Origin of the sequence: Cellulomonas shaoxiangyii (assembly GCF_004798685.1) — a bacterium.
Taxonomy (GTDB): Bacteria; Actinomycetota; Actinomycetes; order Actinomycetales; family Cellulomonadaceae; genus Cellulomonas; species Cellulomonas shaoxiangyii.
On record NZ_CP039291.1, the window covers coordinates 2,965,369 to 2,978,299 of the forward strand.

Genomic DNA, 12,931 nt, shown 5'->3' on the forward strand with positions numbered 1-12,931 from the left:
GCCTCACCACTCCGCCGCGCGGTCGCCCCGCGACGTCGGGTCACGGTCGTACTCCGGGTCGACCGGGCCGCGGTACCAGGGGTCGTACTTGTGGTCCGCCCCGAGGACCTCGTCGTAGTCGCCGACGACGATCTGGCCGATGTTGAACAGCGCCTCGGTGTCCTCGTCGAAGTACTTCGTGTGGTCGGCGAACGGGTCGAGCCCCTCGCCGCGGGTGGTGGACTCCGCGTCGAACCTGTTGGCCCCGAAGTCGTCCTCGCCGACGTCGTTGCCCAGGCCGGCGCCGAAGAGCGTGTGGCCACCCAGCCAGCCGTTGTCGGCGAGCCCCGCGACGGGGTCGCGGCTGTTGTTGCCGGCCCAGACGTGGTCGGCGCCGACCCCGAGGTCGGACGCGTGGTCCACCCCGCCCCCCGCACCCGGGCTGCCGACCAGCACGATGTCGTCGGCCGCGAGGCCGTGGTCGCTCGCGGCGTGCCCCGTCGTCGTCGAGCCGTAGGAGTGGCCGACCACCGTCAGGTGGGCGGGGCTGCCGTCGCGCGAGGCACGCAGGCCGTCGACGTAGCGCGCGAGGGCCTCGCCGCCGTCGATGGCGCGTCCCTCCCCCGCCACGGACGCCGAGTCCCAGTCGCTGGGCGCGTCGTAGCCGATCCACATGATGGAGGCGACGGACGAGCGCGGGTCCGAGAATCGCGACGACTCGTAGATGTTGAACGCCGCCTCGGCGTTGCCCTCCGCCGAGGTCCCCGTGCTGCTGTACCCCGGCACCATGACGGAGACGTGGTCGGCGGTGTCGGGGTCGCCGAACGCGATCGCGACCTTGCCGTCGCCCCCGAACGCGCGCGCGTCGTACAGGTGCAGCAGGGGCACGAGCGGCTCGCCCGTGATCGGGTCGACCTCCTTGGCGCCCTGCGCGAGCGCCGCGCGTGCCGCCCGGCCGTTCGCGAGGGCGTCACTGTCCGCCGGCGGGAGGATCTCCCCGCGCTCCTCGCGCAGCTCGAGCGCGTCGACGTCGGTCTCGAGCAGCAGGCGGTTGGCGCGGTCGCGCACCGTCGCGGGGATGCCGTCGGCGCTCCCCACGACCTCCGGATGAGCCGCCAGCACGGCCAGCTGCTCGTCCTCGGTCAGGCTGTCCCACCAGGCCGCGACCTCCTCGGGCGAGCCGCCCGAGGACGGCGAGCCCGGCTTCGCGAGCGCCGAGTCGGCCAGGTCGCGCCCGCCCGTGACCGCCGCCCGCGCCTTCTCGAGCGTCGAGTACGAGGTCATCGCGTCGAGCATCGCCTGCTCGGCCGCGGTCGTGTCCCTGCCCAGCTGGTCGACGTCCTCGACGAGGGTCGTCCGGCGGGTCGTCAGCGCGGCCGCACGGTCCTCGAGCTCGCGCACGGCCGCGGCGTCGGCCTCGGTGGCCGCCCGGATGTCCGCCAGGAGGTCGGCGCGTGCGGTGTGGAACCCGGTGCGGTCCTCGGCCAGCACGCCGCGGCGGCGCTGCAGGTCGGTGACGGCCTCGGCGTAGTCCTCCCCGGCACGCGCGACGCGGCGCACGGCGGCCGAGATCGCGTCCGCGTCGGCCGCGGCGGCCCGCACGTGCCGCCCGTAGGCGTCGGCGGCGGCGCCCGACCAGTCCTCCAGGGTCGCCGAGTCGCGCGCGAACGTGTCGAGGTCGTCGACGTTGACCGCCGACGCGAGCAGGTCGTCGACGAACACGCGCACCTGCGCGGGGTCGCCCTCGACCTCGGGGATCGCGTCGCACCGCGGCGGGACCACGATCGTCGTCACGGCGCACCGTCCAGCCACGTGTCGAAGCGCTGCTGCGCGTCGAGGTCGGCCGCGCCGTACGACGACGCGGCGGCGAGCAGCTCGGCGCCGATCGTGTCGGCGCCCGACGCCACGGTGCGGACCGTGCCGCCCCACGTCGCCGCCCACGACGTCGCGGCGGACGCCACGGCCGGCGCGAAGCCGGCGGTCGACACGTCGACGAGCCGGTCGCCCGCCGTCCGCGCCCGCGCGGCCTGGTCCCGCCACTGCTGCGCCGAGCGCGACAGCACGTACGGCTGCACCTCGTACCGGTCGCTCACGCCTCTCCCTCCACGCCCATGAGCCGGTGCTGCGTCGCGGTCGGCACGGGCAGCTCGCGCCCCCGCACGGTGACCACGACGACGTCCTCGACGGCGACGACCCGGACCGTCCGCTCACCGCGCGCGCCCTCGAGGTACCGCGCCGCGCCGGAGCGGCCGCTGCGCAGCGTCCAGCCGCCGCGCTCGAGCGCCGTGGCCAGCGGGCCGGCCACCGACGGGGCCTCGTCCGCGGCGGCCAGCGGCAGGCGCGCCTCCGCGACGGGGACGACGGTGTCGTCGACCCGCCCGGCGCGCCACAGCGTCCGCACCGCGGCCGCGTCGGCGGCTGTGCCGACGGCGTCGAGCAGCATGGCGAGCACGGCGTCCGTGGCGCTGCGCTCGGCGTCGAGCACGTCGTCGGGGACCGGGGGCTCGGGTGGCGCCGTGCGCTCGGGGGGCAGCACCACGAGCGGGACCTCGGGGTGCAGCTCGTGGAAGCGGCGCAGGTGGGGTGCGGCCGCGAGGGCGTCGTCGGGCTCGGACACGATGGTGAGCGTAGGGCAGCACCCGGGTCTACCGTGGTCAGCACGGCTGCGGCGCGTCCGGGGGGAAATTGCGCATGAACCCGTTCATCAGTGTCCTGTTCCGCGCCATCCCGTTGCTGATGGGGGCGGTGTGCCTCGCGTTCGGGCTGTACGTGCTGTCGAGCGGGGACGACGCAGGGCACTTCGTCGCCGGCCACGTCGACGTCGCCCTCACGGCGATCTGCATCGCGCTGTTCACCACCGCGGCGACGATCATCCTCCAGCTCGTGCACCGGTACGGGCGCGTCTGGGAGGTCGCGCTGCCCGCCCTCGGGTACACGGTCGCCGTCGCGACGGCGGTCTGGGGCGTCACCGTGATCGGGCGCGGCGACGAGCCCCAGTTCGTCGTCGCCGGCCACGTCCTGCTCGGGATCGGGTTCGTCGCCGCGTGCGTGAGCACGGTGGCCACCGCCTCGACGAAGTTCGTGCTCATCCAGGCCAGCGCAGCGCGCACCCCGGGCAGCGGCCCACCGGACGGTGCGTACTCGCGCACGGTCGCCGGCGTGCTGGTCGCGGTCCCCGCTCTGCTCGCGCTGACCGGCCTGACGGTGGCGGCGACGCTGTACGCGCGCGGCGGGACGCACGCCCTCGTGGCGGGCAACGTGCTGACCGGGCTGTCCGTCATCTGCTCGGCGCTCGTGGCGCTCGTGGCGAGCATCGTCCGCCAGGTGCGCAACGAGTTCGGTGACGCCGAGCGCTACCGCTGGACGTGGTGGGTCGCGGCGATGGGCACCGTGAACGTGCTCCTCGGGCTCGGCGTGCTGCTGGGCTCGGACGACCCGGCGCGGCTCGCGCCCGGGTGCGTGCTCATCGGCCTCGGGCTGATCTGCTTCAGCATCCTGTCGAAGGTGGTGCTGCTGGCGCTGGTGTGGCGCCGGACCTTCGCGCTCGCGAACCGCATCCCGCTGATCCCCGTCGGCACCGCGCTGGCGTGCCTGTTCTTCGCGGCGTTCCTCTTCGTGGCGGCGACGACGCAGCCCGGGTTCTTCGTCCCGGCGCACGTGCTCGTCGGGCTCGGGGCCGTGTGCTTCACGCTGTTCTCGATCGTGTCCATCCTCGAGGCCGGCACCGCGAAGGCGTAGCCGGCCGGCCCCGCCCACGCGCACCGTCCCGGGCGCGGACACGACCCGCTCGGTGCGCGCACCGCCCGCCCCGTGAGGCAGGGTGTGCGGGTGGACGAGACGGGGACCGTGCCGACGGGTGTCGACGACGCCCTGCCCGGAGCCGCTGCGCACACGGCCTGGCGGTACGTCGCCGCGGTGCTCGTGTGCGGGTCGGCGGTGCTGATGTTCGCGGTGCACGTCCGCCCGCTGGCGTACCTGCCGCTCGTCGCGGGCATCGCGCTCGGCTGGGCGGCGGACCGCGTGCTCGGCCGGGACCTGCTGATCATCGGCGCCGGCATGGGCATCGTCAGCACCATCCCGCTCGGCGCCGACCTGTCCGACCTGAGCATGCTGCGGTTCACGCTCGCCCTCGGCCTCGCCGTCGTCATCCCGTACGTGCTCTCGCGGTACGTGCTGGGCGACGACGTCATCCGGTTCCCGTGGCGCACGGGCCGCCGGTGGACGCGGACCCAGTGGGCGTACCTCATCGGCGTGCAGACGGCCGGCTACCTGCTGCTGCCGTACTACTTCCTGTCGTCCGGGGCCTACCAGAACTGGCCGACCGTGATCGAGGGGCAGGACGTCGCGCGGCTGTTCGTCGGGGTCAACGCCGTCGGCACGTGGGACGAGCTGTTCTTCGTCTGCACCGTGTTCGCGCTGCTGCGCCGGCACTTCCCGCTGTGGGCCGCGAACGTGCTGCAGGCCACCGTGTTCGTGTCGTTCCTGTGGGAGCTCGGCTACCGCGAGTGGGGGCCGCTGCTGACCATCCCGTTCGCGCTGATCCAGGGCTTCACGTTCTCCCTGACGAAGTCGCTGACGTACGTGCTGGTCGTCCACCTGCTGTTCGACGCCGTCGTGTTCATGGTGCTCGTGCACGCGCACACGCCCGAGCTGTTCGACATCTTCGTCACCGCCCCCGCGCGCGCCGGCTGACCCCCGGTCGCGCCCCTGACGTCCGACGAGCGAGGAGGCTCGACATGACCGACACCGACACCCCGGCCCTCACCACCTGGGCCGGCAGCCACACGTTCCGCGGCGGACCCGTGGTGCACCCGACGACCGTCGAGGAGGTCGCCGCGGTCGTCGCCGCCGCCCGGAACGTGCGCGCCCTCGGCTCCCGGCACTCCTTCCACGACCTCGCGGACGGCCCCGGCACGCTGGTCGCGCTCGACCGGCTCGACGTGCCGATCGAGCTCGACCCGGAGGCGGGCACCGTCACGGTGGGCGCGGGCGTCCGCTACGGCGAGCTCGCGCGGCACCTGCACGCCCAGGGGTGGGCGCTGCACACCATGGCGTCGCTGCCGCACATCGCCGTCGCGGGCACGGTCGCCACCGCGACGCACGGGTCCGGTGACCGCGCGTCGAACCTGTCCGCGGCCGTGCGCGGGCTGGAGCTCGTCGGTGCCGACGGGCAGGTCCGCACGCTGGGCGCCGACGACCCCGAGCTCCCGGGGTCCGTGGTCGCGCTCGGCGGCCTCGGCGTCGTCACCCGCGTGACGCTCGCCGTGGAGCCGACGTTCGACGTCGCGCAGGAGGTGTTCGTCGACCTGCCGTGGTCGGTCGCGCTCGACCGGTTCGAGGACCTGATGGGCTCGGCGTGGTCGGTCAGCCTCTTCACCGACTGGACCGGCGACACCGTCGGTCAGGTGTGGCGCAAGCACCGCGTCGACGCGGGCGTCCCGGCGGCCGGCCCCGAGCTGGCCGGTGCCCGCCCCGCCGGGCGGCCGATGCACCCCGTGCCCGGCCAGGACCCGGTCGCGTGCACCGAGCAGGGCGGCGTCCCCGGCCCGTGGCACGAGCGCCTCCCCCACTTCCGCCTGGAGTTCACGCCCAGCGCGGGTGCCGAGCTGCAGTCGGAGTGGCTCGTCCCGCGCGAGCACGCCGTCGCGGCGATCGAGGCGCTGCGCGGCCTGCGCGACCTCGTCCACCCGCTGCTGTTCGTCAGCGAGATCCGGTCCATCGCCGGGGACGACCTGTGGCTGTCGACCGCGCACGGGGGCGACCGCGTCGCCCTGCACTTCACGTGGAAGCCGCTGCGGGCCGAGGTCGACGCCGCGCTGCCCGCGATCGAGGCGGCGCTCGCGCCGTTCGACGCGCGCCCGCACTGGGGCAAGCTCTTCTCCGGCCCGGGCCCGGACCGCACGTGGCAGGACCTGTACCCGCGGTGGGACGACGCCCGCGCGCTGCTCGGGCGCCGCGACCCGGAGGGGCGGTTCGCCAACGACTTCCTGCAGCGCGTGGGGCTGCGCGGCTGACGCGTCCCGGTGGTGCGGGAGTGGGAGGTCGTGCGCGCCCGGCTGCCGAGGGCTACCCCCGGGAGCGCGCCTTGCCCTTGACCCACCCGTAGACGACGGTCGCCGCGAGCAGGACCAACCCGACCACCGCGAGCCACAGCAGGCCCTCGACGAGGGCTCCGAGGATGGTCAGGGCCAGCCAGATCAGCGCGAGCACGACGACGACGGTGATGACCGAGTTCATCGCCCCACGGTGGCACGCCACCCTCCGGACGGCACGTCGGGGCCGCCGTGGCCGCGCGGTCGGCGGCGGGTGCCGGACGGCCCGCTCGGGGCGTGTCAGCCGTCCCAGACCGTCGTGCGCGTGCGCAGGTCCGTCCACCCCTCGCGGCCCAGCGGCGACAGCGTGCGCACGCGCCGCCCCGGGTGCAGGCGCGGGTCGCTCGCGTACCGGCGGGCGAGCTCGTCCTCGGCGTCGCAGTCGCCGGCGTCGGCGCGCAGCAGCAGGTCGGCGACCTCGTCGGCGAGCGCGTCGGCCTCGCCGGGCGGGGTCGCCTCGTCGTTCGCGCCCCAGACGTCCCACAGCAGCAGCTCGTCGCGGCGGCGGTGCGCGAGCTCGAGCAGCACGTACCCGCGCACGAAGTCGGGACCGCACAGGTCCGGCATCTGCGGGGACACTCCGTACGCGGTGAGGTCGAGGCCGTCGCGGCGGTGCGCCGTCCAGAGCTCGGCGGCGGTGGGGAACGGGCCGTCGAGGCCGGCGGGCACGTCGAACGGGTCGAACGGGGCCCCCGCCGGCGGGGCGGCGCCGAACGCCGCGTCGACCTCCGGGTCGCTGCGCACCCAGCGGCGGCCGTCCCAGCGCTCCACGACGACGTGGTCGTGCGCGAAGCCGGGCGCGAAGTACCGCGCGAACCCGATGCGCGAGCGCGCCGCGACGCCGTGCTGACGCAGCAGCCCCACCACGAGGAGCGTGTGGTCGCGGCAGCAGCCGGCGACGCGGTCGGCGTGGGGGCGTCCGGCCAGCGGACTCGGCGAGAGCGCCAGCCCGGCGCCGAGGATCGCCTCCAGCCAGCGCAGGTCGATCGTCGTCATCCGCGGCGCGTCCAGCGTCTCGGCCTCCGCGCGGTAGTGCGCGATCAGGCCGGTGGCGGCGGCGTGCAGGTCCGGCGGGGCGGTCCCCAGGGCGGTGAGCACGTCCGCGTGCGCGCCGGGGTCGCTGTAGGGCGAGTGGCTCGCCCACTCGTCGAGCCCGCAGGGGTCCACGTCGCCCACCGGTCCTCCGTCCGCGGTGCCGTGCCCGCGGCCCTCGCGACCGCGCCGCCGGCGCCCTGGTGGGGTCGACCGGCGGCGCGGCGCGGACTCATCGGGCCGGTGGCGACCCGGTCAGCTGACGCCGACGATGTCGACGACGAACACCAGGGTGTCGCCGCCCTTGATGCCGGCCTGCGGCACGCCGCGGTCGCCGTAGGCGAGGTGCGACGGGATGGACAGCAGGACGCGCGAGCCGACCTGCTGGCCGACGAGGCCCTCGTCCCAGCCGGCGATGACGGCGCCGACGCCGATCGGGAAGCTGATCGACGACCCGCGGTCGTACGAGTTGTCGAAGACGCCGCCCTGCCAGGACTGGCCGAGGTAGTGCACCTCGATGTCCTGGCCGGCCTCGACGAGGTCGCCGTCGCCGCGGCTGAGCACCACGACCTCGAGCTCCTCCGGGGCGGCGCCGTCGGGGAACGTCAGCGTGGGCTTGCTGCCGTAGGAGCCCGAGACCTCGGGCAGGGCTGCGGCCATGTCTAGCTCTCCTTCGTGGGGTGACAGTGCCCGACCATCCTGCCCTGCCCGGTCCGGACCGACCTCTTGCCAGGTCTGGCTAATGGCATTAGCTTTGTCCTCATGACACCTTCCCCGACCGTGCTCCACCTCCCGATGCCGGAGGGCCGCGTCGCGTACGAGGTCACCGGCCCCCACGACGGCGCGCTCGTCGTCCTCGTCCCCGGCATGGGCGACCTGCGCTCGTCCTGGCGCGACGTCACCGCCCCGCTCGTCGCCGCCGGGCACCGGGTCGCCGTCACCGACGTGCGCGGCCACGGCGACAGCGACGCCACGTTCACCCACCACGGCGTCGCCGCGACGGCCGACGACGTCAGCGCGCTGCTCGACGCGCTGGGGGCCGACGCGGCCCGGCCCGCGGTCCTGGTCGGCGCGTCGTTCGCGGCCGGCGCCGTGGCACGCGTCGCCGCCCGCGAGCCCGCCCGCGTCCGCGGCCTGGTGCTCGTGGCGTACGCGTCCAACGACGTCGCCGCCTCCCGCGCGGTCCGCACCCAGGTGTCGGTGCTGCTGCGCCGCCCGTGGGGCCCGGCCGCGTGGGCGTGGTTCTACCGCTCGCTGCTGCACGGGCGCCGGGCGGCGTGGACCGGTGAGCACCTGCGCGACCTGCGGGCGGCGCTGCGCCGGCCGGCGTACCTCGAGCAGCTGCGCGCGCTGGCGGTCGGGCTCGTCGCGGGCGGCCACGAGACGCTGCTCGAGCAGGTCACCTCCCCCGTCCTCGTCGTCACGGGCGCGCAGGACCCGGAGACGTCCGACGCGGCGGCCGCGCACGCCGCCGTGCTGGCGAGCGCCCGCTCGGCGCAGGTCACCGGGCTGCTGGTCCCCGAGGCCGGGCACTACCCGCAGCACCAGCGGGCCGACGTCGTGGCGCCCGCCGTCCTCGCGCACGTGGCGGCCGTGACCACCGCGGCAGCCGCACCCGAGGACGCCTGAGTGCCGCGCGCCGGGCTGGACCGCGACGCCGTCACCGCGCTCGCGCTCGACGTGGTGGACGCCGGCGGGCCGGACGGCTTCCGCGCCCTGACGCTCGCGGCCGTCGCGGCGCGCGCCGGGGTCGCCGTGCCGAGCCTCTACAAGCACGTGGACGGCCTGCCGGGCGTGCGCCGCGAGGTCACGCTGCGCTGCGTCGCGGAGCTCGACGCTGTCGTCGCGGCGGCGGCGGACGCAGCCTCGGACGCGGACGACGACCCGCGCGGCCGCCTGCGGGCCGTCGCGCACGCGCTGCGCGCCTGGGCCCACGCCCGCCCCGGTCGCTACCAGGCGGTGCAGGACGACTGGCGCGGCCACCCCGACGCGGCCGCGCTGCAGGCCGCCGCGGCGACCCTGCTGGGCCACCTGTCGGCGCTGGTGGCCGCCGTCGGCGTGCCGCCGCGCCGGCACGTCGACGCCGTCCGCGCGGTGCGCGCCGCGGTGCACGGGTTCGTCGCGCTCGAGCTGGCCGGCGGGTTCGGCCTGGCGGACGACGTCGACGTCAGCTTCGACTTCCTCGTCGACGGACTGGTCGGCGGCCTGGCGGCGACCGCCGACCCGGGCGTCGAACCCGGCTGAGGTCCGCGGGTCGGGTCCGCTCAGCCGAGCAGGTCGCCCAGCCAGCGCAGCTGCTTCTCGAGCTGCACGGTCTGCCCGCCCTCGTGGGTGTTGTAGGCGTAGACCTCGATCTGCTTCGCGGGGTCCGCGCCGCCGAGGGTGCCGTAGTGGTGGTAGGCGGCGTAGACCGTCGACGGCGGGCACGTCGTGTCGCGCAGGGCGACGGAGAACAGGGCGCGGGCCGTCGCGCGGCGGGCCAGGTGGACGGCGTCGAGGTAGGACAGCGTGCGCATGACCTGCGCCTCCTGGCCCCGGTGCACCGCCAGGTAGCGCACGACCTCGTGGTACGGGTCGCTGTCGGTGATGGCGAGCGCGCGCGGGAAGTGGCACAGGAACGGCACGTCCGGCAGGACGGCGACGAGGCCGTCGACGAGCCCGCCGACGGCGAGGGCGAGCCCGCCGCCCTGGCTGCCGCCGGCGACGGCCACGCGCGCCGGGTCGACGCCCGGCAGCGCCCGCGTCGCCTCGACCGCACGGACGCCGTCGGTCACGACGCGGCGGTAGTAGTGCTCCGCGGGGTCGAGGATGCCGCGGGTCATGAAGCCTGACGTCGCCGGCCCGGAGCCGACGGGGTCCGGGGTGTCGCCGCCGGTTCCCCAGCCCGACCCCTGCCCGCGCGTGTCCATGAGCACGTGCACGTACCCGGCAGCGGCCCACGCGAGGTGCTCGTGCGGCCGGCCGCGCCCGCCCCCGTACCCGAGGAACTCGACGACCGCCGGGAGCGCCGACCCGTCCGACGCGGACCCGGCGGGGCGCGTCACCCACGCCCGCACGCGGTGCCCGCCGAACCCGGAGAACTCGAGGTCCTCGACGTCGATGAGCCGCAGGCCCGCGTCGTAGGGGCTGCTGCGGGGGTCGAGGTCGTGCGTGCGCGCGTCGTCGAGCGTCGTGGTCCAGAACGCGTCGAGGTCCGCGGGGACGTCGAGCTCGGGCACGTACCGCTCGAGCTCGGGCAGGGGCAGGTCGAACAACGCCATCGTCGGTCCTTCGTGCACGGCCACCCGGCGCGGCTGCGCGCCCGGTGGCAGGGGGGCGGCCGGCGGTCCCGACCGGGCGCGATGCTAACCGCGGCGGGAGCAGCGGGAGCACGGGCGCGCGGCGGGGCAGCACCGCGACGCGCGGCGGGCGCACCGCGACGCGCGTCAGCGCGCCAGGAACCCCAGCAGGTCGTGGCGCGTGACGACGCCGACGGGCTTGCCGTCGTCGACGACCATGAGCGCGTCGGCCTTCTCGAGCGCGGCCCGCGCGGACTCGACGGACTCCCCCGACCCGACGATCGGCAGCGCGGCCTCCATGTGCCGGTCGACGCGGTCCGCGAGCGACGCCGCGCCCGAGAACACCGCGTCGAGCAGCGTGCGCTCGCTGACCGCACCCTGCACCTCGCCGAGCATCACGGGCGGCTCGGCACCGACCACGGGCATCTGCGAGACGCCGTACTCGCGCAGGATCTCGATCGCGTCGCGCACCGTCTCGTTGGGGTGGGTGTGCACGAGCGCCGGCAGCCCGCCGTCCTTGGTGCGCAGCACGTCGCCGACCGTCGCCCCCTGGTCGGAGCCCAGGAACCCGTACGAGCGCATCCACGAGTCGTTGAAGATCTTCGACATGTAGCCGCGCCCGCCGTCGGGCAGCAGCACCACGTACACCGCGCGCGCCGCCGCCTGCGGGTCGCGCTCCTGCAGGGCGCGCGCGTGCCGCAGCGTCGCCTCGACCGCCATGCCGCACGAGCCGCCGACGAGCAGCGCCTCCTCGCGCGCCAGGCGCCGGGTCATCGCGAACGAGTCGGCGTCGGAGACGGGGACGATCTCGTCGGGCACCGACGGGTCGTACGCGCGCGGCCAGAAGTCCTCGCCCACGCCCTCGACCAGGTACGGGCGGCCGTCGCCACCGGAGTACACGGACCCCGCGGGGTCGGCGCCGACCACGACGACGCGCCCGCCGTCGGCCGCCGGGCGGTCCGCGGACACGTCGTGCAGGTACCGGCCGGTGCCGCTGATGGTGCCGCCCGTGCCGACGCCCGTGACGAAGTGCGTGAGACGCCCCTCGGTGTCCGCCCAGATCTCCGGGCCCGTCGTCGCGTAGTGGCTCGCCGGGCCGTTCGGGTTGGAGTACTGGTCCGGCTTCCACGCACCCGGCGTCTCGCGCGCGATGCGGTCCGACACCGAGTAGTAGGAGTCCGGGTGGTCCGGCTGCACCGCGGTCGGCGTCACCACGACCTCGGCGCCGTACGCGCGCAGCACGTCCCGCTTGTCCTGGCTGACCTTGTCCGGGCAGACGAACACGCAGCGGTAGCCCTTGCGCTGCGCGACGAGCGCCAGGCCGACGCCGGTGTTGCCGGAGGTCGGCTCGACGATCGTGCCGCCCGGCCGCAGGAGGCCCGCCTCCTCGGCGGCCTCCACCATCCGCAGGGCGATGCGGTCCTTCACGGACCCGCCCGGGTTCAGGTACTCGACCTTGGCGAGGACCGTGGCGGCGAGGCCCTCCGTCACGGCGGACAGCCGGACGAGCGGGGTGCCGCCGACGAGCTCGGAGACGTGCTCTGCGTACTTCACGGCGTCATCGTCCCACCTGCCGGGACGGGCGCGTCCCGGGCGCTGCCCCCGGGCGTGACGACGCCCCGCCGGCCGTGGCCGACGGGGCGTCGAACGGGGTGCAGGCACCCCGGTGAGGCCGGTGCGTCAGTCGCTGCTGCTGAAGATCGCGAACAGGCGCAGGAACTCGAGGTACAGCCAGACCAGCGTGACGATGAGGCCGAACGCCGCCGTCCACGCGAAGCTCTTCGGCGCGCCCTGCTCGACGCCGCGCTTGATCGCGTCGAAGTCGACGATCAAGCTGAAGGCCGCCAGGCCCACCGCGAACAGGCCCACGATGATCCCGATGGGCCCGCTGCGCAGCGGGCCGAACATCTCGGTGCTCGGCAGAACCCACATGAGCACGACGTTCACCAGCGAGAACAGGGCGTACCCGATCATCGCGATGAGGAGGAAGCGCGTCGACTTCGCGGTGACGCGGACGCGCCCGGAGCGGTACAGCCACAGCGACGCGACAAAGGTTGCGACCGTCGCAAGGACTGCCTGCAGGACGATCGGCTGCGCGTCGGCGACGAGGTTGCCGATCGGCCTGTTCTGGAACACGTAGCTGATGCCGCCGAGGAACACGCCCTCCGCGACGGTGTACGCGACGATCAGCGCCGGGCTGGGCTTGCGCTTGAACGCGTTCACCAGGCCGAGGACGAGGCCGACGATCGCGCCGACGATGTACAGGCCGGGCGCGACGAACCAGGTCACGGCCGCGACGGCCACGAGCAGCGCGAGCAGCCCGCCGGTCTTGATGATGACGTCGTCGTAGGTGAGACGGCCGGTGTCGCGGGTGGTCGCGGTCGGCCCGTCGTACATCGCCTCGAGCGACGCCGCGTCGACGGTCGGACCGCCGAACGTGGGTGCCGAGGGTGCGGGGCGGCCGCCGCGGCGCTGCTGCCGCGGGTCCGCGAAGACGGGACTGTTGTTGAAGACGGGATTCGCCATGAGGGCTCCTGGTCGTGATCGGCC

Annotated in this window: 14 protein-coding genes; 5 read left to right on the forward strand and 9 right to left on the reverse strand. The window is 75.3% G+C overall.

All coding sequences use genetic code 11. The annotated features are described in order from the left end of the window. Window positions 1–3: 3 nt before the first annotated feature. From E5225_RS13315 to E5225_RS13325, 3 genes are read right to left on the reverse strand one after another with little or no spacing between them, the layout of a single operon-like run. Window positions 4–1,773, reverse strand: a complete 1,770-nt coding sequence (locus E5225_RS13315; RefSeq protein ID WP_135973594.1) for an alpha/beta hydrolase — start codon at window positions 1,771–1,773, stop codon at window positions 4–6. After that, window positions 1,770–2,072 (reverse strand): hypothetical protein, encoded by a 303-nt coding sequence (locus E5225_RS13320; RefSeq protein ID WP_135973595.1) that lies wholly within the window; start codon window positions 2,070–2,072, stop codon window positions 1,770–1,772. Before E5225_RS13320 ends, E5225_RS13315 begins: the two co-directional genes overlap by 4 nt. After that, on the reverse strand, window positions 2,069–2,596 hold the full coding sequence (locus E5225_RS13325) for a hypothetical protein (protein WP_135973596.1): 528 nt from the start codon (window positions 2,594–2,596) through the stop codon (window positions 2,069–2,071). The genes E5225_RS13320 and E5225_RS13325 overlap by 4 nt, the downstream gene beginning before the upstream one ends. Before the next feature lie 74 nt (window positions 2,597–2,670). Between E5225_RS13325 and E5225_RS13330 the strand changes: the two genes are divergently transcribed. The 3 genes from E5225_RS13330 (at window position 2,671) to E5225_RS13340 (ending at window position 5,993) form a co-directional block, all read left to right on the forward strand. Continuing rightward, complete coding sequence (locus E5225_RS13330) at window positions 2,671–3,717, forward strand: DUF2776 family protein (RefSeq protein WP_135973597.1); 1,047 nt, start codon at window positions 2,671–2,673, stop codon at window positions 3,715–3,717. A 204-nt stretch (window positions 3,718–3,921) separates the two neighbouring features. Further along, window positions 3,922–4,671: a CPBP family glutamic-type intramembrane protease gene (locus E5225_RS13335; protein ID WP_243738238.1), complete on the forward strand. Its 750-nt coding sequence runs from the start codon at window positions 3,922–3,924 to the stop codon at window positions 4,669–4,671. 44 nt (window positions 4,672–4,715) lie between these two features. Next, window positions 4,716–5,993, forward strand: a complete 1,278-nt coding sequence (locus E5225_RS13340; protein WP_135973598.1) for an FAD-binding protein — start codon at window positions 4,716–4,718, stop codon at window positions 5,991–5,993. Window positions 5,994–6,045: 52 nt separating this feature from the next. On the opposite strand, the gene E5225_RS17570 is transcribed toward E5225_RS13340, so the two are convergent. The 3 genes from E5225_RS17570 to E5225_RS13350 form a co-directional block, all read right to left on the reverse strand. Then, window positions 6,046–6,216, reverse strand: a complete 171-nt coding sequence (locus E5225_RS17570) for a hypothetical protein (protein WP_166435960.1) — start codon at window positions 6,214–6,216, stop codon at window positions 6,046–6,048. 95 nt (window positions 6,217–6,311) lie between these two features. Then, on the reverse strand, window positions 6,312–7,247 hold the full coding sequence (locus tag E5225_RS13345) for a transglutaminase domain-containing protein (protein ID WP_208012542.1): 936 nt from the start codon (window positions 7,245–7,247) through the stop codon (window positions 6,312–6,314). 111 nt (window positions 7,248–7,358) lie between these two features. After that, entirely contained in the window at window positions 7,359–7,763 is a 405-nt protein-coding gene (locus E5225_RS13350) for an FKBP-type peptidyl-prolyl cis-trans isomerase (RefSeq protein ID WP_135973599.1), read from the reverse strand. 102 nt (window positions 7,764–7,865) lie between these two features. Here E5225_RS13350 and E5225_RS13355 point away from each other — a divergent pair, with 102 nt between their 5' ends. Both E5225_RS13355 and E5225_RS13360 read left to right on the forward strand, forming a co-directional pair. Then, window positions 7,866–8,732 carry an alpha/beta fold hydrolase gene (locus tag E5225_RS13355; RefSeq protein WP_135973600.1) on the forward strand — a complete coding sequence of 289 codons (867 nt, stop codon included), beginning with the start codon at window positions 7,866–7,868 and terminating at the stop codon, window positions 8,730–8,732. Further along, entirely contained in the window at window positions 8,733–9,347 is a 615-nt protein-coding gene (locus E5225_RS13360; protein WP_208012543.1) for a TetR-like C-terminal domain-containing protein, read from the forward strand. It begins immediately after the preceding gene. Between the two features lie 20 nt (window positions 9,348–9,367). On the opposite strand, the gene E5225_RS13365 is transcribed toward E5225_RS13360, so the two are convergent. The 3 genes from E5225_RS13365 to E5225_RS13375 all read right to left on the reverse strand — a co-directional run bounded on the left by E5225_RS13365 (window position 9,368) and on the right by E5225_RS13375 (window position 12,907). Further along, complete coding sequence (locus tag E5225_RS13365; protein ID WP_135973601.1) at window positions 9,368–10,363, reverse strand: acetylxylan esterase; 996 nt, start codon at window positions 10,361–10,363, stop codon at window positions 9,368–9,370. A 165-nt stretch (window positions 10,364–10,528) separates the two neighbouring features. Next, complete coding sequence (locus tag E5225_RS13370; RefSeq protein WP_135973602.1) at window positions 10,529–11,935, reverse strand: cystathionine beta-synthase; 1,407 nt, start codon at window positions 11,933–11,935, stop codon at window positions 10,529–10,531. 126 nt (window positions 11,936–12,061) lie between these two features. Then, the gene (locus tag E5225_RS13375) at window positions 12,062–12,907 is read right to left on the reverse strand and encodes a Bax inhibitor-1/YccA family protein (RefSeq protein ID WP_135973603.1); all 846 of its coding nucleotides are present in this window, start codon (window positions 12,905–12,907) and stop codon (window positions 12,062–12,064) included. Between the last annotated feature and the right edge of the window lie 24 nt (window positions 12,908–12,931).

Coding starts and splice junctions, on each gene's coding strand:
- E5225_RS13330 (WP_135973597.1), top strand. CDS start 2,671: ATGAACCCGTTCATCAGTGTCCTGTTCCGCGCCATCCCGTTGCTGATG.
- E5225_RS13335 (WP_243738238.1), top strand. CDS start 3,922: ATGTTCGCGGTGCACGTCCGCCCGCTGGCGTACCTGCCGCTCGTCGCG.
- E5225_RS13340 (WP_135973598.1), top strand. CDS start 4,716: ATGACCGACACCGACACCCCGGCCCTCACCACCTGGGCCGGCAGCCAC.
- E5225_RS17570 (WP_166435960.1), bottom strand. CDS start 6,216: ATGAACTCGGTCATCACCGTCGTCGTCGTGCTCGCGCTGATCTGGCTG.
- E5225_RS13350 (WP_135973599.1), bottom strand. CDS start 7,763: ATGGCCGCAGCCCTGCCCGAGGTCTCGGGCTCCTACGGCAGCAAGCCC.
- E5225_RS13355 (WP_135973600.1), top strand. CDS start 7,866: ATGACACCTTCCCCGACCGTGCTCCACCTCCCGATGCCGGAGGGCCGC.
- E5225_RS13365 (WP_135973601.1), bottom strand. CDS start 10,363: ATGGCGTTGTTCGACCTGCCCCTGCCCGAGCTCGAGCGGTACGTGCCC.
- E5225_RS13375 (WP_135973603.1), bottom strand. CDS start 12,907: ATGGCGAATCCCGTCTTCAACAACAGTCCCGTCTTCGCGGACCCGCGG.